The following is a 21,933-nucleotide window of genomic DNA, read 5'->3' on the forward strand; positions in this document are numbered from 1 at the left end:
TAAAATTCAGATTTTCTCTTAGAAAAATGAGAAGATTATCTTATCTAAAAGCAGAAAAAAACTGCCATTCTTAAATGAATAGCAGTCGTCTTTAAATTAATTAAGAAAATGAGCATAAACACTCATTTAAAGTATTTTAGTCAAGCTCTTTGAGAAACTCTACTAGAATAGCAGCTGATTGTTTCCCAGCCTGAATAATGAATTCATCAAAGGTAATGTTAGCATCATGAGCCGCTGTATCACTCATGGCACGTACAACGATGAAAGGCTTTTTGACACTGTGTGCGGCTTGAGCAATAGCTGCTCCCTCCATCTCTACGGCCAAGACTTCTGGAAAATGCCCTTTAATTGCATCAATCTTGTCTTGACCTGCAATGAAGCTATCACCAGTAGCGATAAGCCCAATCTTAGAATCAATGGAAGCCTGAGCCAAGACCTTTTCGAAAGTCTCTACGAAGGTAGAGTCACTTTCAAAGTATAGTGGTTGCATAGACATTTGCCCATAATCATAGCCAAAGGCTGTCAAATCAACATCGTGATAGGCCAATTTTGAAGCTACAACCACATCTCCAATTTTAAGTCCAGGTGCTACTGCTCCTGCAGAACCAGTGTTAATGAGGGCATCAACACCAAAATGGTCTGCCAAGACAGCCACAGACATGGCTGACATAACCTTACCAACACCTGATTGCACCAAAACGACGTCGTGTTTGCCTAAGCGTCCTGTGTAGTAGGTATTGCCAAGAACAGTTTCTTCAACCTTATTTTCCAATTGCTCCACTAGAAGCACTAACTCCTGCTCCATGGCAGCGATAATTCCGATTTTCATATAGTTCCTTTTCAGCTTGTAATCTTTCCTGAATCAGTAGCTAGGGCTATCTGACTCATAGACTTTTTAGAAATAAAAGACAGCAATGAAGAGAAGAATCAAGAGGACCACAACCCAAAAGAGGATGCGATTAAGCTTGTGTTGAAATTGATTGCGTTTAGCATTCTCAATTCGACGGCTCTTGTAGGCAGAAGGCTGGTAATCAGCCTCATAATCCTCATCGTAGAACTCTTGATCATAGTCCTCATAATAAGGATGTTCCTCTAAATCGATTTCCCCACGCTTGGCCTGCTCAATGATATCGTCGGTCAAAAGTGGTTTTCCCATAGCTTATTTTCCTCCGAAATGAAGTGCATAGTATTGGAGTGCAATGATGGTTTTGGCATCCTGGATAGCCCCTGAAGCTACAAGTTCCATACACTCCTCATAGGTCAATTCATAGAGTTCAAGGAACTCATCATCATCAAGTGGACGTGGATTTTCCACAGGTTTAAGGTTAGTCGCTACATAGAGCTTGATTCTCTCATTACAAAAGCCAATGGCTGTGTAAAATTCATAAATCAATTCGAGATCACCCTTATATTGAGTCTCCTCTTCAAGTTCACGCGCTGCTGCAGCCATTTCATCGCCAGCTTCACCGACTTCCAACTTACCCGCAGGAATCTCGTAAGAAACCGCCTCAATAGCCTTACGGTATTGTTTGACGATAATGATTTTTCCCTCTGGGGTAATCGCTAAAACGGCTACTGCTCCCTTGTGGAAGATGAGCTCACGACCAGCTGTCTTACCGTCTGGTAAGAGGACTTCGTCTACTGCAACTTCAAAAATATGTCCCTTAAATTTTGACTCACGTTTGAGTGTTTTTTCTTCAAAATCCATGAATTGACTCCTTTTACTTCTGACCTCATTCTAAGCTACCCCTACTCTACAAGAGAATCTAGCTCAGATAGCCTTAAGCCTACTTTTGTTGGCTTGGGTGGTGAGGTTTCTTAATGGCATAGCCTTCTTTATTGACCTGACGGCCACGTCCAATGGCTACGCTGTCAGCTGGCACATCATCTGTGATGGTTGAACCAGCCGCTGTGAGGGCGTTAGCCCCAATTTCAAGCGGTGCAATCAAGGTTGAATTGCTTCCGATAAAGACATTGTTGGCAATTTGTGTCTTGAACTTGTGTTGTCCATCATAGTTTACAGTAATTGTTCCGGCACCAAAGTTAACGTCAGAACCAACTTCCGCATTACCAATGTAGGTCAAGTGACCAGCTTTGGTATTTTCACCGATAGTAGACCCCTTAACCTCAACGAAATTACCGATATGAACCTCTTTTTTGAGGGTTGAATCTGGACGAACATGGGCAAATGGACCAACGGTAACACCTTCTTCAACCACTGAGTGCTCAATCATAGAGTTAGTGATAACAGTTTTGGCACCGATAGTTGAATCAACAATATAAGTACCATTAGTAAGCACTGACTCTGCACCAATCTTAGTTTGTCCTTTAAGTGTCACATTAGCTTCAATGACAACATCTGGCTCAATTTCCACATCCACGTCGATATAAGTAGCGTTTGGATTTTGGAAAGTAACACCATTGACCATGTGAGCTTTGTTGATACGACGGCGCATAACATCTTCTGCTGTAGCTAGGGCAACACGGTCATTAACTCCAAGACTTTCTTCAAAGTCACGAAGTGTGAAGGCACCTACTTTTTCACCATTCTCACGGAAAATAGAAATGACATCAGTCAAATAGTATTCCCCTTGAGCGTTATTAGTGTTGATGTTTTTTAGTGCTTCAAAGAGGCGTTTATTGTCAAAAACGTAAGTCCCTGTATTGATTTCTTTGACTTGTTGTTCGAATTCGTTGGCATCTTTTTGCTCAACAATCTTAGTCACTTCACCATTTTCGTTACGGATGATACGACCATAACCAAATGGATTGTCCGCAGTTGCAGTCAAGATAGTGGCAACATTTTTGTGATTAACGTGGAAATCAATAAGGTTTTTAAGACTTTCACCAGTAATCAAAGGCGTGTCACCAGCAATAACAAGCGTTTGACCTTCAAGTCCAGCCAACTCATCTTCAGCCATCATTACTGCGTGACCAGTCCCCAACTGCTCAGTTTGCATAGTGAAGGCAGATTGACCATCCAAAACCTCACGAACAAGTTCAGCCTTGTGACCAATAACAGTAACGTTTTTAGCTGGATCAATGGCTGAAACTGCACGGAAGACATGCTCAAGCATAGTGATGCCTGAAACCTTGTGCAAAACTTTTGGAAGATCTGATTTCATGCGAGTTCCTTTACCCGCAGCAAGGATAATAGCGTAATTACTCATTTTCTTTTTCCTTCTTAAGATTTTTTTGTGATGGTTTCCTTCGTGGCGGTCCTAGCCTTGAGCCCCAAATCTCAGAGCCTCCACCTCCCACTGGGATAGCCTATGAAAGAAAGGGGCCTTGAAAACATAGTCTCTCATTTCTTAGAAAACATGTCCTCATAACTGACGTTTTTTAGGGCCTCTGATTATCTATAATCGCCCTATTATACCATAAATGAAAAGGTTTTGGCAGAATGAAAGGTAATGAAAAAAGAGCTGACGCTCTTTTTTTCTAAGGATAGTTATCCTATAACCATTCTTTATATTTCTTAATATAGATATGCTTCACAAAGGTAACACTAAGCATATACAAAACGATAATAACAAACAAGAGAATGAAATAGAGACCATTTAGATGGCTAAGTTTTAAGAGACTAGCCAATGGACTGTAGGGAAGAGAGGTTACAAAGACAGCAGCAAATAGGGTTGTCACAACAACAGATAGTGCTGGGTGGCTTTGAATAAATGGTAGTTTTGGTGAACGTAACATGTGGATAACCATGGTTTGAGACCACATAGATTCGATAAACCAACCTGTTTGGAAAATGATGATAAAGGCTGCTGCTTCTGGTGAACCATGAACATAGCCATGCCCCAAAATCATTGGCACAATGATGAAGTAGAGCAAGATGTAAGTCAAAATATCAAATACAGACGAAATAGGTCCAAACCAAGCCATGAAACGCATGATAGATTTGGCTTCCCAGATATGTGGCTCTTTAAGAAATTCCTTGTCCACATTGTCAAATGGAAGAGCGATACAAGAAATATCATAGACAAGATTAAGGACAATCAAATGCACAGGTGCCATTGGTAGGAATGGTAAGAAGATGCTGGCAAAGAGGAGAGAAAAGATATTACCGAAATTTGAAGAAACGGTCATCTTGATATACTTGGTCATATTGGCATAGACTTTACGTCCTTCAACAAGACCTTTTTCCAAGACCATTAGATCCTTATCAAGCAAGATAACATCTGCAGTTTCTTTGGCAATATCAACAGCTGTATCCACAGAGATACCCACATCTGACACCTTCATTGATGGGGCATCGTTGATACCATCACCCATATAACCTACCTTGTGGCCATTTTCCTTAAGGCTTAGGATAATTCGTGCCTTTTGGTCTGGGGATAACTTAGCAAAAACTGTTGTCGTTTCCACAGCCTTAGCCAAATCTTGATCTGACATGGTATCAATATCACTTCCAAGTAGGATGTGTGTCACATCTAGACCAACTTTTTCACAGACTGCCTGTGTCACCTTATCATTGTCTCCAGTCAAAATCTTTGTGGTCACACCATATTCTGCCAAAGCTTTGATAGCAGGTGCTGCTGATGGTTTTGGTGGGTCAAGGAAGGCAAGATATCCCGTCAAAATCATGTCACTTTCATCTTCGACACTAAAGACATCATTTTCATTAAGCTGTGATTTGTAGCTAACACCGAGAACACGCAAACCTTGTTCATTCAACTGTGCGACTTCCGCAAGGACTTCATCACGAACATCGTCGGTCAATGGGATAATGTCACCCTTGTATTCCACATAGTTAGAAACAGAGAGCATTTCTTCAAGGGCACCTTTTGTCACCATGCTGACAAAACCATCATTGTCTTTAACAATGACACTCATGCGACGGCGTTCAAAATCAAAAGGGAGCTCATCAATCTTGTGGAAGGTTTGGTCAAGGTCACGAACAATGTCGTGTTTCTTAGCTTCTCTCTCAGTTCGACTAATAATGGCACGGTCCATAAGATTTTTCAAGCCAGTTTGGAAATAAGAGTTAAGATAGGCTCTCCGAAGCACTGAAAGGTCAAGGTCGCCATGGATATCAAGAGGGTACTCAAGAACGATTTCATCCTGAGTCAGGGTTCCTGTCTTATCCGTACAAAGGATGTCGATAGCCCCTAGGTCTTGAATAGCATTAAGTTTTTTGATGACCACCTTTTCCTTGGCCATAATGATAGAACCCTTGGCAAGACTGGCTGTGATAATCATCGGCAACATTTCTGGGGTCAAACCGACTCCCACACTAAGGGCAAAGACGCCGGCTTCAAGCCAGTCCCCATCTGTTAAACCGTTAATCACAAAAACAACAGGAACCATGACCAACATGAGTCGAATCAAGAGCCAAGAAATGGAGTTCATCTCACGTTCAAATGAAGTTGGTTCGTCATAAGTATTGATGGTCTGCTCAATTGCTCCCATCATGGTTTCATCACCAACAACTAAAACCAAGGCTGTTGCACGACCAGAGATAACATTAGTTCCCATGAAAGCGAGGCTCTCACTCTCAAGCAGGCTCTCTAGATTTTGACCATCTGCTTTAGCCAGACAAGCTTTTTCCACAGCATCGCTTTCACCTGTCAAGCCAGACTGTTGAACAAAGAAATCACGAGAATCTAGTAAGACCACATCAGCCGGAATCATATCTCCCGCACTTAGTTTGACCACATCTCCAACCACAATTTCATCAATTGGGATTTCTTGCTCACTGCCATCTCGAAGTACTGTTGCTGTATTGACAATCATGCGAGACAAATTACTGGCAGCCTTGTCGCTACGAAGTTCTTGAATAAAACGGATACCACCAGATATCAAAACTAGAGTGACAATGATGATAGAAGTCGTTGGGTCTTCTTCACCTGGTTTAGCAAGCCAGACATTGGTGATAAAGGAAACCAGAGCGATAACTAAGAGAATAACAGTAAAGGGGTTGATGATAGATTCATAAATCTTTTTGATGATAGAATCCTCTTGTCCTTTGGTAATGACATTTTCCCCATAAAGGTCACGGTTTTCTTCTACTTGGTCTTCCTTCAAGCCATCCAAATGAGTATTGTAGCGAGTAAGGGTTGTTTCAAGTGGCTCTTGAAGAGCAGCAATAAGTCTTTCTTTATTTGTTGACATTGGAATCTCCTTATTTAATCAGGAGCCAATCACTTATGGAGTCCCTAAGACACTAAATCAGCGATTGACTGGTTAGGTGCGGTTCGGGGTGATCGTCGATTAGTCTCATAGGTTTCTCCTTTCAATTTACTAATGGTGGGTGGACCTCAGACAAATGAAAAGAGTCCTACCCATATACAGGTAAGACTCTATAAACTCGAGGTGGATTTTTTAATAGATTCTGTCAAAAAATGGACCGTTCAAGCTTTAGCTCCGCAAGGCGATGAAATGAGCTTAGTCTTGACCTTGGCGATCAGGACTGTTGACCAACGAGTAGTGTCTCCACTGCTTTGCGGTAGTCATCCGTATCCTTGTGGTAGCCTCACCTACCGTATGTCACCGAAAATATTACTCCTAAGACAGTGACTTGTCAAGGGGAAAGTTGACTTTTTGCTTGATTGGATAATAAAAAAGAGGTTACGCTCTTTTTTGTAAAATAATATTTTTTGAGACTTTCCTTAAGTGAGTGCGGACGTCAGCGAACTTCTTCGAAGCTCCATGACTAATTTTTGAGCCTAAGGTCTCAAAAATTCCGAGTTCTAGAAATCCAAGTATTTCTAGAACTTTTCTCACAGCGGAAAGTCTCGTTAAGTGCTCGCTTTGCTCGCTAGAAGCAAGGCAAATCAAGAATACAATTATTTTTCTTTGACAGGTGTTAAGATGATGTCTCCATAATATCATCGCCTAGAGAAATTGTTTTACCATCTTTAAAAATTAAAAAAAGAGCACTTAGCTCTTTCCTACTTTCCTTGCTTGATATAAGTCCCTTGCAGCTTACCATGTAAGATGTAATCCACAGATTTGAGCTCATCAATAGTCCGACAATCGAGGGCACACATGATGAGACGAAGGTCGTCCTTCCAGCCATTGACAATAGCCACAACCTTATCCACAGGGTAACGTTCCACCAATTCAAGGACAGTTCGTGAGAGGCCAACGCCTTTTGCTCCTAGGACCAGACATTTGACCATATCGAGTGGGTTTCGCACGCCACCTGAGGCTAGGATTTCCACATTATCACGAAGGTCTTGGGCTTGCAAGAGGGTCTGAACAGTGCTTTGTCCCCAGTCATTGAGGTAATCACGGTTACCGCCTCGACTATTTTCAATATAGGCGAAGCTAGTCCCACCACGACCTGAGATATCCACAGTCTTGATGCCTTGAGACATGGCATAACGAATGGTTTCCACATCCATACCAAAGCCGACCTCCTTAAGCACAAGAGGAACCTCTACGTTCTGTGCATAAGCCGCCACATTTTCCTTCCAAGTGTGGAAAATACGCTCTCCCTCAGGCATGAGAAGCTCCTGCATAAGGTTAACATGGAGCTGTAAAAAGACTGGATTCATAGCTTCCACCGTCTTAATCCCCAGGTCCACAGACTTATCCACACCGATATTAGTCGCTAGGTCTAAGTTTGGAAACTCTTGACGATAGTCAAAAGATTCTGGTGCTTCTCCCTTTAGAGCAGCACTGTAGGAACCCGTCACCATGAGAATACCTGTTCGACTAGCCACCTCAGCCAATTTACGATTGACTGCACCACCTTTGGCCGAACCACCTGTTATGGCATTGATATAAAAGGGAAAGTTCCAATCTCGTCCTGCAAAATGTGTGGACAAGTCAATCTGATCTAAATCATAAGTTGGTAGAGACTTGTGGATAAGTTCCATATCGTCAAAACTATTGTAGGGCGACTGGTACTTAAGGGCATAACGGATGTGATCGTCTTTACGATTTGTCATAGGTTATTTCTTTACTTTCTTGCGTGATTATTATCTACTAAGCTGATTCCTATACCTCATACAAGAGCTCTATTCCTACCTGCTGCCAACGCTCAACTAGAGCATCTCGGCTAGATTGGTCAAAGGAAAAGGCGATACCACAGTCGCCACCTCCAGCTCCAGAGGACTTAGCAATGGCATCGAGTCCTTGCTCTGCTTCTTTGAGTTTTTTCAGCTTGTCCACATAAATATCTGGACTCAGTGATTCCAACTGGTCACTGACAGTTTGAAGGTTGCTCTTAAGCAAGTTCTTATCTCCTGTTTCCAGAGCCTTGATGGCAGCTTGAACAGCAACTTCGGTTTCACCTAGATACTTGCTTGATATACGAGATTTGGCCATCCTAACCATGTCTTTTGAGATAGCAGCTTGCTTGGTCCACCCCACCAAAAAATGAGCTTTGAGAGCTGGCACTACAGGTCTGATACGATAGCCCCAGTCTTTCTCCAAAAGTTCTGATAGAGTCATTTGGTCTATAAGCTCTGCTATTTTTGCACGGTCAAAAGAGCGATAGGAAACCAGATCCTCGTATACAATACAAGCTAGGTCCCCCATAGAACCGTTGTCTCCTTGTTTGAGGAGGGTGTAACTAGCTAATTTAAAGAGAATGTCTTCGGACAAGTCTTTCTGTAGAGCCGCTGCCAAGGCCTTGAGAGTCAATACCACAACTGAACCAGATGAGCCAATACCAAACTTAACCCCATCTCGCTCTAATTTTCCTGTGATGGAAAGGTCCAGAGCGGGCAAATTCTCACCACAATAGGCTTCAAAAGTATTCAAGGCCTCTTGAATGAGGGCATAATTTGCGTCTGGCTCACGGTTAACACTATAGTCAAACATATCAGAAGATAGCTGTGTGCTTGGTGCTTCCTTGACCTCTGCTGACATAAAGATAGGGATGAACTGGATTAGGGCTGTCTGCCCAGGTGTTAGAACCGAATATTCTCCAGCAATGTAGAGTTTTCCACCAGTTTTTACCCTGACTCGACTGACCGACTGCTTAGGCATCTGGCAACTCCTTGGTGCGTGAAACAATGACCTCATAGTCCTTACGGAAGTGGTCTGCTAGGCGGTCCAGGTCTTCTTCCAGACAAAGCACCTTAACATTTGGTCCTGCATCCATAGTGAAATAACACTGTTCACCAGAGGCACGGAGGGCCTTAACCTTGTCCATAGCCTGATAGGAAGCATCCGTCAGATATGAAAATGGAGGGTTGGCCGTACTTGTGGTTTGGTGCATACGAAGGGCATTTGCTTCAGTGAGCTCACCGACCGCTTGGAAATCATTAGCCTTGAGGTAGCCTAACATATCCTTGTAATCCTGCTCGGACTGTTTAATCCACTCTGGAAAGGATGTCGATGTTTCGGTGCACAATTTCATACCATCACGGCTTGATACGGGTTTCTTTTGATCTGTCAAAACCAGCATAATCATGGCCAATTTAAGGTCTGTTTCCACTTGGTAAACATCACCACTATCCTTATCCCAAGCTGCCAATGGTCCAAAGAAAGAACGCGATGATGAGCCTGAAGCAAACTTGGCAATTTGAGCCAATTCAGACTGCGTTTTTCCGACTTGGAAGAGTTCGTTAGCCGCCTTAACTAGGGCAGAAAGACCTGAGGAACTTGATGATAAACCTGCAGCTGTCGGCATGTTGTTCCAAGTTTCAATCTTGACATGTTGGTTAGGATTTGTACGGAAGAGATCTAAAACCTTGCTGGCCTTGATTGTTTCTTTTTCCTCTTGGAGCTCGTCATCGATATACATGACATCTCCAGTCGCATCCTCAGGCAGAAAAGACAACTTGGTTTCCGTATACATATTCTCCAAAGTCAGTGAAATGCTGCTGGTTGAAGGAATCATACGCTCCGCATCCGCCTTACCCCAGTATTTGACTATAGCAATATTTGCGTACGATTTGACGCTTACAGGCTTTCTATCCACGTGTTTACGGCTCCTTTTTCTTGAAGTTTTTTAACAATCGTTTGGGCTTGATCCTCGGTACTTGTTAGGGCAATAATGCAACCACCCAGTCCACCGCCTGACATCTTGGCACCCAGTGCACCATGCTCCAGAGCAGTTGCTACTAGAAGGTCCGACAAGTCACAAGATACCCCTAAAGATTTAAGGTGATTATGGGCTTGAGACATGAGCTGACCAAGAAGCTTTTGATTCTTGGCTTTGAGGGCTCCTTCAGCTTGCTGACTTAATTCGCCCAGTCGGTTTAGGTCTGATAAGGCATCTAGTCCTATAGCCTCAACCTTTTCCACGGCCTCACGGGTATTTCCATGGATGCCCGTATCAGCAATGACTAGATAGGCACCTAGATTAACCTCGATTTCCTTGAAACCAATGTTTCGTGTAAAGCTAATGGCTTGGTCACTCAAGCAGGTCTTAGCATCTAAGCCGCTAGGTTTACTATGGGCAATAGTCTCCGCCTGATGGACCAGCATTTCCAAGGTCTCCTGGCTAAGCTCCTGGTCGAAATAATCAAAGACCGCACGAATAGCCGCAATGGCCACTGCAGCAGACGACCCCATACCACGCTTTTCAGGGACACTAGACGAAATATCATAACTGATAGGCTGATTCTTGATTTTCAGATAGTTAAGAGCTGAAAAAATAGCCGTCGTCAAGGGATCTTGAGCCTTAAGAGTTAAAGGAATCTCAGCCGCCTGAATCTGACAGACAACCTCAATATCCTTAAGAGGAAGAGCAAGGGCAGGATGACCATAAACAACCGAGTGCTCCCCCATCAAAATAATCTTACTGTGGGCCTTGCCCACTCCTACTTTCTTAGTCATAAGCTATACACACTCACAGACCAGTTGGCATACGAGTATCTTTCTAAGTTTTTCATACAGTTTCTAGTGGTGACTCAAGGTCTATCAACCTCCCTGAGTGGATTAAGAGTATCAATCTAAGGAATTTTCCTATGTCACTTCTATCTTATCATCAAAGCGCAAAAAAAGCGACATCTAACCTAGAGTGTCGCTTTGCATTAGAGATATGATCTTATTTTGATATTTCTATCTTAAACTAGTACAATACCAATGAGGTTTTAAAATGATTAATGTCGAAAAACTAATTAAACAGAACTCCGAACTAATGGCACTATTAAAGATTATTCACTCTTTCCAACTAAATGACTGTTGGCTTTGTGCTGGAACTATACGCAATTATATTTGGGACTACTTAAGTACCGGAAATACATTTTCAAATATCAATTTATCTGATATCGATGTCATTTTCTTTGATAAAAATATATCATATGAACAAACTCTTGAAATAGAGAATCAAATAAAGAGAAGACATCCTGAATACAATTGGGAAATAAAAAATCAGTATTATATGAATATACATAGTCCTAATACTGAAAAGTATATCAGCTCTACAGATGCTGTTTCAAAATTTCCCGAAAAATGTACTGCCATAGCTGCTAGACTAAATGACTATCAGGAACTAGAGGTATTTATTCCTTTTGGAACAGACGATTTGATTAACTTCAGAGTATCACCCACACCGCATTACTTTTCAGATAAAGAACGACAAACGGTCTATAACGAGAGAGTAAAAAAGAAAAATTGGAATACAATATGGCCAAACATTTCTATAGAATTTATCAAATAGATTATACGCCCTATTGTAAAATGAAGTGCAACACAAAAGACATGTTCATCTGATATACTAGAGTTGCGAAAAACAGTATAAAGGAAGATGAACATGTCCACTAATTATTCTACCACAAATCAATCATACAAGCACTTATCTGAAGCTGAGCGAGGGGAAATTGAAGCTTATTTAAGCGTAGGACTCAAACCTGCTGAGATTGCTCGTAGACTAGGGAGAAATCGCTCTACTATTACTCGTGAAATTAATCGTGGTTCCATAACACAAGTGAAAAAAGTAAATGGGCAAAAGGTCTATTACCAACACTATTATGCAGATGCTGCTCATAACCGTTATCGTCATGCTAGAGAAGCCAGCTATTATTTGAAACTGGATTCCGTATCGGATGACTTTCTGAGAGCATTTACAGAAGCAATGAGAGAGAAACCAAGGGTGCATAGCGTGGATACCTTTGTTCATACCTATAGACTCCAACATGTAGATGCAGTTGTTCCTTCAACCAAGACGCTCTATAACTATATCCATCAAGGATTGTTAGAGATTAAGGTCATTGATTTGCCAAGAGCAGTGCGGATCCGTAAGAAATTTACCAAGCGCCCCTCTACCAAGAAACATCTAGGAAAGTCAATTGAAGAAAGGCCAGAAGAAATCAATAATCGTTCCCGTTTTGGAGATTGGGAAATCGATTCTGTTCTGGGTGGAAAGACAATAGGAGAACCTTCTATTCTAACCTTGGTAGAACGACAAACACGCTATGCTGTCACAAAGAAACTCGTGGAAAAGAAAGCAGAGTATGTCAATCAAGCAGTCTTAGAGTGTATGAAACTTTATCCCATTAAGTCCATAACTGCAGATAATGGAAACGAATTTTCATCATTGAGTAAGATAGAGGGATTAGATGTTTATTTTGCACATGCCTATTCATCTTATGAACGAGGTACAAATGAGAATTTCAATGGACTACTAAGAGAGTTCATTCCGAAGGGGTGTTCGTTAAAAGAACTAAATCAGAATCTTTTAGAGGACTATACAAAGGCTATCAATGAAAGACCTAGACGAATTCATGGCTATCAGTCCGCAAAAAAGCTGTTTGAGCTAACTCAAACAGCTTGAAAGATACTCACTTAATCAGAGGAACATCTTTGTTGCACTTGACTTGACAATTAGGGAAATAGATTATACTATGACTTGAGATTTATTTTTTACAAGACTTTCCGCTGTGGGAAAAGTGCCTGAAGTAGTTTCAGGCACTCGGAATTTTTGAGAGTAAAACAGTTCGGGGAACTGTTTTAGCCTGAGCCTAAAAATAAAAAAGTGAAGGGGCTCAAAAATTAGTCTTGGAACTTCGAAGAAGGTCGCTGACGACCGTACTCACCTAAGGAAAGTCTTAAAAAAATTTCTCTTCTACATAAAAAAGAGCCTCTCGGCTCTTTTCATTTTAAATCGCAAACAAATCGTTTAGGTTCTCAGCCATAGTTGGGTGAGTGAAAATTTGTTTAGCTAAATCTGTGTATGGAATGTGATGATTCATAGCTAGGGTAATTAGATTGATAATTTCATGAGATTCTTGACCAAAGAGGGTTACACCCAAGATTTCCTTAGTTTCAGGATTTACCACAGCTTTGAAGGCACCACGCAAATCACCGTTAACATGGCCACGAGGCATGCCAGCAACTGGAAGTTCCTTGACTGCAACCGGTCCACCTGCTGCTCTGGCTTGATCTTCAGTAAGACCAACCTGTGCCAAAGGTGGGTTGAGGAACATAGCAGTTGGAACAGCTCCACGTGTTTCAAGGTTATAGCTACCATCACCAGTTAGGTAATTAAAGACAATACGGAAATCGTCTAGTGAGATATAGGTAAATTGAAGGCCACCATTAACATCACCAACTGCAAAGACACCAGGAACACTTGTTTCCAAATGCTTATTGACCTGGATGCCACCACGTTCAGTCAAGGCAATATCAGTATTTTCCAAGTGAAGGGGTTCGATATTAGGCTTGCGTCCTGTCGCATAGAGGAGTGCATCAAAACGGAACTCGCCTTTGTCAGTAACAACGACAACTTCATCACCGTCATTTTTCACTTCGGAAGTTTTAACACCTTGCTCAAAGACAATGCCGTCCTCTTCCATGTATTCCTTGGCCAACTTAGCAATAGATGGTTCCACACGTGGCAAGAAGCTAGTAGCTGCATCCAAAACAGTCACTTGGCTTCCCAAACGGTTATAAAGGCCAGCAAATTCAAGGCCGATATTACCACCACCAAGGACACCTAGACGTTTTGGCAAGGCTTCAAGGGTTTGAATACCAGTTGAATCGTAGACATGCTTAGTTGTTGTCAAGCCAGGAATAGGCAAGACATTAGACACGGCACCTGTGTTAATGACAATAGTCTCAGCTGTTAGCTCTTGGCGGTCATCACCAGCCACTACTTCAATAACCTTATTTGACACAAAATGTGCCTCTGCATCAATGACATCAACGCCATTGTCTGCCAACATTTTATAATTCTTAGCATTAAGACGACCAGTCACTGCACCACGTTCTTTCATGGTATCGTCAAATGACCAGCCCTTCTCAGCCGCAACAATCATAGTCTTAGTTGGGATACAAGCAATATTAATGCAAGTACCACCATACATCGCTTTACTGCGCTCGATGACAGCAACTTTCTTACCAGCTGCATTCATCTTAGCAGCCAGAGTTTTACCGGCTTTACCGAAACCGATAACAATCAAATCATAGTTTAACATTTCTGTATCCTCCTATCTACCGCCATTCTATCATTTAATTTTTCAGACTGCACATATTTGAACTGGAAATAAAAAGAGGCTACAGCTTTAGTTGAAACCCCTTTCTCATCTGTTTTTAATAGATTTCCATAAGTCCATTGCCTAAGTGTTTTCTCGCAGAAATTCTAATATCATTTTATTAAATTGCTTACTTTCGATAAAGGCTGCATGCCCCTGTTTGCTAAATTCATAATAGGAAGCATTTGGAATGCTATTTGCAAGTTCCCTTGCACCATCCACTCCCAGAACCAAATCTTTTTTAGCTCCCAAGACAAGAGTCGGGCAGGTGATTTTATCAAGGGACTTATGGCAATCAAACTCAAGAATTGACTTGGCTAAACGGACAAATCGTTCTTGTTTTTCAACACTCACAGTCTTCAAAAATAGTTTATTAATCACATATAATTTCTTTAACATAGGAGACGAAAATGTTTTACACATTGAATCCTTATTGAGCTTAGCCATCTCACCATTTTCTGCCATCTCAATCCAGCCTCCGATGGTTTTTCTACTGATATCATTATTTCGAGAGAATGTCAGAGCTAACACCAGACTAGTCAACTTTTGAGGATACTTAATAGCAAACAACTGAGCAATCATACCACCTTGTGACATGCCTATGATAGAGGCCTTAGCAATATTTAATTCTTGTAAAGAATGGTAGAGGTCATCATCCATATTCTCAATTGAAATACCTTCTTCAATATGGTCTTTTCTATCAAAAATATAGACCTTGTACTCCTTAGCATATCGATAAAATAATAAGTAAATGGCAAGGTCAGACATATCACTTAAGCCTTGCAAACTTAATCCCGTAATGATAACGAGAACCTTATCTCCTTGACCAAATGTGACATAGTCAACGCCCTGGTCTGACAAATGATTTCTGTGAATGCTAAACATTATCTAAACTCTTTCATTGCAAGATTTAAGTATTATCATGCGTCCGGTGCATTATTTGATGCCATGATGATGATACTTACCAAGACAACAAAGGTAACTTGCCAAAGAATGAAGGCCATGAAATCCCCACCTTTAAAAATAAGCAGGTCACAAAGTAAAATAGCCAGCAGCACAGCATTTTTTCTAAAAAGTTGGTCACAGTTTTTCCAAAAAGTCTCAAAAGAAATATTGGCTCCTATCTTACGAACAAGCTTCACATGATAAATAATCTCAACCAGGGATGCCACAGCTACTGTAGTTAGCAGTCCGGTCAAAGAGACATCCATACGAAAACCAAAATAAAGAACGACAAGCTGAGAAAAAACAATTGCTGTAATTACACGAATATGGTTGGCCACGATAAAACCTCCTAATGGCAAAGAAATTCTATATACTCTTAAAACTTCCGAATCATAGAAAATCATTATGGTATTAATCAACATTAATAAATTTCAGATGGTGTAAATAATAATATTTATAATTTATGATTATTGTTTAACTAATATCAAGATCTGAAGAAACTATTTCTCCTAATTCATCATTGCTAATTGTTGCCAAATCTCCCAATCTATTAGCCTGATTAACAATACTACGCTCAAATAAGTTTCTTATCTCTCGAGCATTAGCAAAATTCTCTGTTTTTTTAGAACATATAGTGCTTAAAAACACCTTTAAATAGCTAGTTGCATCCTCTGATAACCATAAACCATATTTATGACAAAATAAGTTAAAGATGTCTAACAATTCCTTTTCGGTATAATCCTCAAATAAAATACTCTTATTAAATCTAGATTTTAGTCCAGGATTTGATAATAAAAATGCTTCCATTTGCTTAGTATAACCTGCAACAATAACAACAAAATCATCTCTATTATCTTCCATTGCTTTTAGAAGAGTATCAATAGCTTCTTGACCAAAATCAGTTTCACCCTTTGCTAAGGAATAAGCTTCATCAATAAACAGTACCCCGCCCATAGCTTCATTGATTTTTTCTTGAGTTTTAATGGCAGTTTGTCCAACATAACCTGCAACTAGACCAGAACGATCAACCTCAATAAGTTGACCTTTTTCTAACACACCCAATTGTTTATAAATCTTCGCAATCAATCTTGCTACTGTTGTCTTTCCTGTTCCTGGATTTCCTAGGAAAACCAGATGATTAGAAGTCTTAGGTGTACTTAACCCTCTTTCTTTTCGAATCTTATTGACTTTCAATAGATTTATCAAAGACGAAATTTCTTTCTTTACACTCATAAGTCCAATTAAAGAGTCGAGTTCTTCTTGAAGGTCCTCTAATGATTTCTCTGATTCCATATCCTCAGAGGACTCTCTAGTTAAAGAAATATCTGGGGTAATTTTTTCGGCGTTCTTTATGTAATTTTGATTTTTTGAGGAATCTAACTTTTCTTGTTTTTTAGCATCTTCCTTATAATCGTTTACAATTGCCAAATATTTAAGAAATTTATTCTTATCAATATGATTCCTATCTAAACTGTTTAAAATGTAGTATTTTCCAATTTCAGCAATGAGTGTCACATACAAGGATGATAGGGTAATCCCCTTATTGCTGAACATTTTCATATCAAGTAAAGATAAAATTTTAAAAGACACAGGTAATTCATTATTACATGCTCTTGGGAGAAGTGGACTGTATTTTGCGTCGAGATACATCAATTTGAAGAATGAAATCCTATCTTTAGATTCATCTTTTGAAATATATTCTATAAACGTTAATATATCCACGATAACCAATTCATCTATAGATTTTATACTGACATCTCCAGAGGAATGTTTCTTAATGCTATCACAGGCCATCAAAAGATTGTTTACCGCATTTTTAATATCAATATTCATAAATAAAATCCTAATTATAATAATTCAATTTGCTTATGTATTTCATTATATACTCTTGATATCTCTTCAGTTTGCTTATCTTCAAAAGCTTCTGCTAAAGCATCTTCCAGATTCTGCTTTAATTCGTTAATATTAAACTCTCGAAGATTATTGAGAATAGCACCGTCCCTAATTGCCATAATTAACTCTTGATTATCTTCAATTTCTTGTTTTTGATAATTAACTTGATTAAATAATTCCTGACAATAAATATCTACCTCTAGAGTATTAAAACCTACTTCAAAAAAGGCATGATCCTGAAGTTTTTGTATAAAATCAGGCATCGATAGTTTACTATATATACTCATCCATTTAGAGTGGGACGAATGCCATGCATCACCATCGGATAAGATTTCCCTATTATTAAGATAATAAAGTTCATCAAAATACTTAATTGAAGTTGTAAACATTGATAAAAGTGAAAAAATTGAAAAGATAGTTTCTTGCTTATCTGTGACTATATCTTTTTTTAAACTATCATACAGAAGATTTAAAACATTATATATATTGTCAACCAAAACTCTCATTTTGTCTTCAGAATAAGGTTTTTGTCTTTTTCTACAATCAAGCATATCCGTGTATTCCGAAAGTACCTTACCAAATTCAAAATTTGTATTAACGTTATTCCCCTGTTTCATTGTATCTTGCAGTTGATTTAATTGGTTAGTTATATCAAAACTCAGTTTGTCAAGTTTCTCATACATTATAGCAAATCCAGCAGCAGTGGTAGCTAGAGTTAAACCATTGAGAATCAAACCAAGATTTTGTGATTTAGCAACACTCTGAATTAATTGTAGGTTATTCTGAAGCAAATTATTATTCTGAGCAACTATATTGACAATCTTTTCCGCAGTCTTTTTAGCCTCACTCTGTTCAAGCCCATTTAATACAACCTTCTGAAATGCCTTGAACTTACTATTTCTGCCACGCATGACGATTTCCATAATATTGTCATTATTTAGGAAAGGTTGTAATTGCTCAATTGATTCTATATTTAAAATACCTACCATGGTACTATTCTCCATCTACATTATGGTTAATAATTTCAAATAAAACTATTGTCGCTATGATATAGTTACAAATTTCGAATGAAAAGTCTTTATTTTGAACAAAAAATACATTCTTTGTCTCAAAAATATTTTTAGTGTTTTTAGGTGTCTTAGATTTTTTCATTGACTGAATTATTTTACTATAATCCAAGCTAGAAATTGAATAATCAAAATTAGTGATAGTATCATTTTGATTAGTTATCTCGGCATAGAGACAAAACATAATTCGTGAATAATCTCGTAGTCTATTATAATCAAGATCATTTTGTTTTTTGTACTCAATTATTTTATTATAATATTTTCTTGCTCTAGGGATATCTTCGATCTCAGCATTCTTTTTCCTAGGACTCTTTTCTATATATTTTGAAACTTTATCATCTAGAGATTGCATAAATTTTTGTAGTAGAGTAGAAAAATCCTTGTTGTTGCTTAACTCTACTTTTTCAAAGTAATCATAGAGTTTTTCAGCAAAAATATCCCTAGTGACTTCAGAATCATCAAGAAAATTAAATTCGAAAAATTCGCTAAAGAAATAAGTTTTAAATTCAAAAAAACTATCACTATCAAGAGATAGAATTGTGTTTTTGAGTAATTCTTTTTTATCCATTATTTATCCATTCTTTTCATATATTTTCTATAGCATGAAAGCTAATTTTATATAATAATTATACCATGAGAGCACTATCATTAATGACAGAAAAAAAATTAGCTTTACCCATTATATACTAAAAGGAGTCACTCCAAATCATGGTGCGACTCCTTTTGTTTATGATAAGTTACTCTGTTTAGGCCAATTCGTCAATTGATGTATATTCTCTGTTTAGACCCTTTGCAACTGGTTTGCTAGTGATATGACCTTGGTAGGTTGTAACCCCTTGACGAAGACCTTCGTCGTCGTTAATTGCCTTTCTGAATCCTTTTCCTGCAAGGGCTTCGATATAAGGCAAAGTGACGTTGGTAAGGGCAATGGTTGATGTACGTGCCACAGCTCCTGGGATATTAGCAACGGCATAGTGAAGGACACCATGTGTTTCATAAACAGGCTCATCGTGAGTAGTCACACGATCCGCAGTTTCAACAACCCCACCTTGGTCAACGGCAACGTCCACAATAACTGAACCTGGACGCATTTGTTTAACCATATGGTCAGTAACAAGTTTTGGTGCTTTTGCCCCTGGGATAAGAACTGCACCGATAACCACGTCAGCATCACGAACGCTCGCTTCAATGTTGAGCGGATTTGACATCAGTGTTTGAATTTGGCTACCAAAGACCTCTTCAAGGACAGACAAACGTTTGGCACTGATATCAAGGATAGTCACTTGAGCTCCCAGTCCAAGGGCGATACGGGCTGCATGTGTCCCTACGACGCCACCCCCGATAATAGTCACTTTACCTTTAGGAACACCAGGCACACCACCTAGGAGAACGCCAGAGCCACCCTCTTGTTTGGTCAAGAAATGTGCACCGATTTGAACAGCCATACGTCCTGCTACTTCACTCATTGGAACCAAAAGTGGTAGGTGACCTTCTTGGCTACGTACTGTTTCGTAAGCCACACCTGTTGTCTTCGCATTAACCATAGCATCTGCCAATTCTGGAGCTGCTGCCATGTGCAAGTAGGTAAAGAGTAAAAGGTCTTCACGAAGGAAGCCATATTCTGCAGCAAGAGGCTCCTTTACCTTAACCACGAGCTCAGCTGCCCATGCTTCTGCAGCAGTAGCAACAATTTTAGCACCTTGTTTTTCGTAGTCTGCATCAGTAAAGCCAGAGCCAAAACCTGCATTGGTTTCAATAAGGACTTCATGACCTTTAGCTACAAGACTTTGCACCCCAGCAGGCGTTAGAGCCACACGGTTCTCATTATTTTTGATTTCTTTTGGAATACCAATTAACATACGTTTCTCCTTATTCGGAAGTTATAAGGTAAAACATCATAAAGATGACTTGACCACTTCCTATCTATTTTTTGAAATGATAACGCTTTCATTTTATCTAAAAAGCTCAAAAATAGCAAGTGAAAAATTCTTACTCCTTTTTAAGTCCTGAAATCTTGCTTCTAAAATACGACAAAAGAACCCAACCAATCGGCTGGGTTCTTAAGTGTAAACTAAATGATCAAAAGAATATTTCTACTTAGGCACTTCCTCCTTTTCAATTTCAAAAGTGGTATCAATTTAAAGTCCTAAAACCTTATTTAAAACTCTTAACAAAATAATAAAAGAGTCCTTGGTCTGCTAATTGCTTATGTCCCAAGAGAAACTCAAGATGCCACTGAACACCTATAAATGGAGCGTCAGTGAAACTCTCAACACCCTCTATAACCTCATCCTCGGAACTCCTAGCAGTTACCTTCAAATGCGGAGCTAGTTTTTTCAAACTCTGACGGTGAACAGAATTGACCTCCTGCTTTCTTAACTCCATCCGCAAATAATGTACTCACAGATAGATGGATGATGGGACTTCCTCCTTCGACAGGTTTTTCATCACTAGTAATACCGATTAAGGGAATGGTCATTTTTCTTGCTCCTTAAAATAGTCAAGTAGAAAGAGGGCGTTTTCCACATAGTAATTCACAGCTACTGGCAAGGCCTCGTCTTTCACAAGGAAATCATCATGGTGCCAGTCTGGTGCATTATCTTCACCATTTGAGCCAATAAAGGCAAAGACTCCTGGTATTTCCTTTTGATAAGCCGCAAAGTCTTCGCCCCCTGTTGATGGCAAGGTTTCAATCACTTCTGCGAAGGCCTTAGAATTTTCAAAGATGAGTGGTGTGAGCGTCTGGTCATTGTAGGTCACGTAAGGTGAATTGCCCCAAGTAATGTCAACTTGAGCACCGAACTGGTCTGCTGTCGCCTGAACGACCTTTTCAAAACGAGCAATGACATCTTCACGAACCTTAGGCTCAAAGGTACGAATCGTTCCTTCAAAAAAGCCTGCTGCTGGAAGAACATTCCAAGTATTTCCAACTTCGATATGAGTAACTGACAATACCGCTGATTCAAAAGGCGATACCGTACGAGCCACAATCTGTTGCAAATTGTTAATGATAGTCGTAGTGACCAAGACCGTATCTACACCCAAATCAGGACGGGCTGCATGGGAAGAAACACCCTTAACATCAACCCTAAACTGCTCCACACCAGCCATGATAGCCCCCGAACGAAGACCAATCTGACCAGGTTTCAAGTGAGGATTATTGTGATAACCGATGATAGCTGACACACCGTCAAGACCACCCGCTTCAATGACCTGATAGGCCCCTTGGAAATTCTCCTCGGCTGGTTGGAAAATCAATCGAACGGTCCCCTTAAGCTCTGCTTCTCTTTCTTTTAAAAGCTGAGCAGCTCCAAGCAGAGAGGTCTGGTGAAAGTCATGACCACAAGCATGCATAGCCCCATTATCGCTGGCATAAGGAAGTCCTGTCTTTTCCTTAATCGGTAGGGCATCAATATCAGCACGCAAAGCAATAATCGGATGACCTGACCCAATCTCAGCGATGAGTCCCGTCTTCAAGGGATAATTTAAAGGCTCAATACCTAGATTTTTCAAATAACCTTTCAAAAAGACTGTCGTCTCATGCTCCTCCTCAGAAACCTCTGGATGTTGGTGAATCTGATGACGCGTCTTTGCTAAATGATCATAAAATGCTTCTGTCATAATGAACCTCCCTCTCTGATTAGACC

General features: G+C 39.9%; 20 protein-coding genes and 1 riboswitch. Of the genes, 2 read left to right on the forward strand and 18 right to left on the reverse strand.

Annotated features, from left to right (window positions below; genetic code table 11):
* Positions 1–136: 136 nt before the first annotated feature.
* The 9 genes from V471_RS10115 to mvk form a co-directional block, all read right to left on the reverse strand.
* Positions 137–829, reverse strand: coding sequence for a 5'-methylthioadenosine/adenosylhomocysteine nucleosidase (locus tag V471_RS10115; protein ID WP_004182967.1), 693 nt, complete (start codon positions 827–829; stop codon positions 137–139).
* 66 nt (positions 830–895) lie between these two features.
* The gene (macP, locus tag V471_RS10120) at positions 896–1,156 is read right to left on the reverse strand and encodes a cell wall synthase accessory phosphoprotein MacP (protein ID WP_013990959.1); all 261 of its coding nucleotides are present in this window, start codon (positions 1,154–1,156) and stop codon (positions 896–898) included.
* Positions 1,157–1,159: 3 nt separating this feature from the next.
* Complete coding sequence (locus V471_RS10125) at positions 1,160–1,708, reverse strand: NUDIX domain-containing protein (protein WP_045768981.1); 549 nt, start codon at positions 1,706–1,708, stop codon at positions 1,160–1,162.
* Positions 1,709–1,787: 79 nt separating this feature from the next.
* A complete protein-coding gene (gene glmU / locus V471_RS10130; RefSeq protein WP_004182969.1) occupies positions 1,788–3,170 on the reverse strand; it encodes a bifunctional UDP-N-acetylglucosamine diphosphorylase/glucosamine-1-phosphate N-acetyltransferase GlmU in 1,383 nt (460 codons plus the stop codon).
* Between the two features lie 286 nt (positions 3,171–3,456).
* On the reverse strand, positions 3,457–6,117 hold the full coding sequence (mgtA, locus tag V471_RS10135) for a magnesium-translocating P-type ATPase (protein WP_084871480.1): 2,661 nt from the start codon (positions 6,115–6,117) through the stop codon (positions 3,457–3,459).
* 226 nt (positions 6,118–6,343) lie between these two features.
* Positions 6,344–6,497: riboswitch (M-box (ykoK) riboswitch) on the reverse strand.
* A 399-nt stretch (positions 6,498–6,896) separates the two neighbouring features.
* Complete coding sequence (gene fni / locus V471_RS10140; RefSeq protein WP_084871481.1) at positions 6,897–7,901, reverse strand: type 2 isopentenyl-diphosphate Delta-isomerase; 1,005 nt, start codon at positions 7,899–7,901, stop codon at positions 6,897–6,899.
* A gap of 49 nt (positions 7,902–7,950) precedes the next feature.
* The gene (locus V471_RS10145; protein ID WP_084871482.1) at positions 7,951–8,946 is read right to left on the reverse strand and encodes a phosphomevalonate kinase; all 996 of its coding nucleotides are present in this window, start codon (positions 8,944–8,946) and stop codon (positions 7,951–7,953) included.
* Entirely contained in the window at positions 8,939–9,883 is a 945-nt protein-coding gene (mvaD, locus tag V471_RS10150; RefSeq protein WP_084871483.1) for a diphosphomevalonate decarboxylase, read from the reverse strand. The genes V471_RS10145 and mvaD overlap by 8 nt, the downstream gene beginning before the upstream one ends.
* Positions 9,865–10,743, reverse strand: coding sequence for a mevalonate kinase (gene mvk / locus V471_RS10155; protein ID WP_084871484.1), 879 nt, complete (start codon positions 10,741–10,743; stop codon positions 9,865–9,867). Before mvk ends, mvaD begins: the two co-directional genes overlap by 19 nt.
* 262 nt (positions 10,744–11,005) lie before the next feature.
* On the opposite strand from mvk, the gene V471_RS10160 reads away from it, so the two are divergent.
* Together V471_RS10160 and V471_RS10165 are read left to right on the forward strand one after the other, a co-directional pair.
* Positions 11,006–11,569: a nucleotidyltransferase family protein gene (locus V471_RS10160; RefSeq protein ID WP_049527830.1), complete on the forward strand. Its 564-nt coding sequence runs from the start codon at positions 11,006–11,008 to the stop codon at positions 11,567–11,569.
* Positions 11,570–11,662: 93 nt separating this feature from the next.
* Positions 11,663–12,682 carry an IS30-like element IS1139 family transposase gene (locus V471_RS10165; protein ID WP_171021848.1) on the forward strand — a complete coding sequence of 340 codons (1,020 nt, stop codon included), beginning with the start codon at positions 11,663–11,665 and terminating at the stop codon, positions 12,680–12,682.
* A 325-nt stretch (positions 12,683–13,007) separates the two neighbouring features.
* On the opposite strand, the gene V471_RS10170 is transcribed toward V471_RS10165, so the two are convergent.
* From V471_RS10170 to V471_RS10210, 9 genes are all read right to left on the reverse strand, one after another.
* Positions 13,008–14,324: an FAD-containing oxidoreductase gene (locus tag V471_RS10170; RefSeq protein ID WP_002886137.1), complete on the reverse strand. Its 1,317-nt coding sequence runs from the start codon at positions 14,322–14,324 to the stop codon at positions 13,008–13,010.
* A gap of 141 nt (positions 14,325–14,465) precedes the next feature.
* Complete coding sequence (locus V471_RS10175) at positions 14,466–15,266, reverse strand: alpha/beta fold hydrolase (RefSeq protein ID WP_084871485.1); 801 nt, start codon at positions 15,264–15,266, stop codon at positions 14,466–14,468.
* A 35-nt stretch (positions 15,267–15,301) separates the two neighbouring features.
* A complete protein-coding gene (locus tag V471_RS10180; protein ID WP_014633448.1) occupies positions 15,302–15,664 on the reverse strand; it encodes a hypothetical protein in 363 nt (120 codons plus the stop codon).
* A 136-nt stretch (positions 15,665–15,800) separates the two neighbouring features.
* Positions 15,801–17,159, reverse strand: coding sequence for an AAA family ATPase (locus tag V471_RS10185; protein WP_084871486.1), 1,359 nt, complete (start codon positions 17,157–17,159; stop codon positions 15,801–15,803).
* Positions 17,160–17,173: 14 nt separating this feature from the next.
* Positions 17,174–18,208, reverse strand: coding sequence for a hypothetical protein (locus V471_RS10190; protein WP_084871487.1), 1,035 nt, complete (start codon positions 18,206–18,208; stop codon positions 17,174–17,176).
* Between the two features lie 4 nt (positions 18,209–18,212).
* The gene (locus V471_RS10195) at positions 18,213–18,854 is read right to left on the reverse strand and encodes a hypothetical protein (protein ID WP_084871488.1); all 642 of its coding nucleotides are present in this window, start codon (positions 18,852–18,854) and stop codon (positions 18,213–18,215) included.
* A 178-nt stretch (positions 18,855–19,032) separates the two neighbouring features.
* On the reverse strand, positions 19,033–20,145 hold the full coding sequence (gene ald, locus V471_RS10200) for an alanine dehydrogenase (RefSeq protein ID WP_084871489.1): 1,113 nt from the start codon (positions 20,143–20,145) through the stop codon (positions 19,033–19,035).
* 295 nt (positions 20,146–20,440) lie between these two features.
* On the reverse strand, positions 20,441–20,671 hold the full coding sequence (locus V471_RS10205; protein WP_084871515.1) for a gamma-glutamyl-gamma-aminobutyrate hydrolase family protein: 231 nt from the start codon (positions 20,669–20,671) through the stop codon (positions 20,441–20,443).
* Positions 20,672–20,761: 90 nt separating this feature from the next.
* Positions 20,762–21,907, reverse strand: coding sequence for an amidohydrolase (locus V471_RS10210; protein WP_084871490.1), 1,146 nt, complete (start codon positions 21,905–21,907; stop codon positions 20,762–20,764).
* Positions 21,908–21,933 lie beyond the last annotated feature (26 nt).

The organism is Streptococcus salivarius (assembly GCF_002094975.1).
Lineage (GTDB): Bacteria > Bacillota > Bacilli > Lactobacillales > Streptococcaceae > Streptococcus > Streptococcus salivarius_D.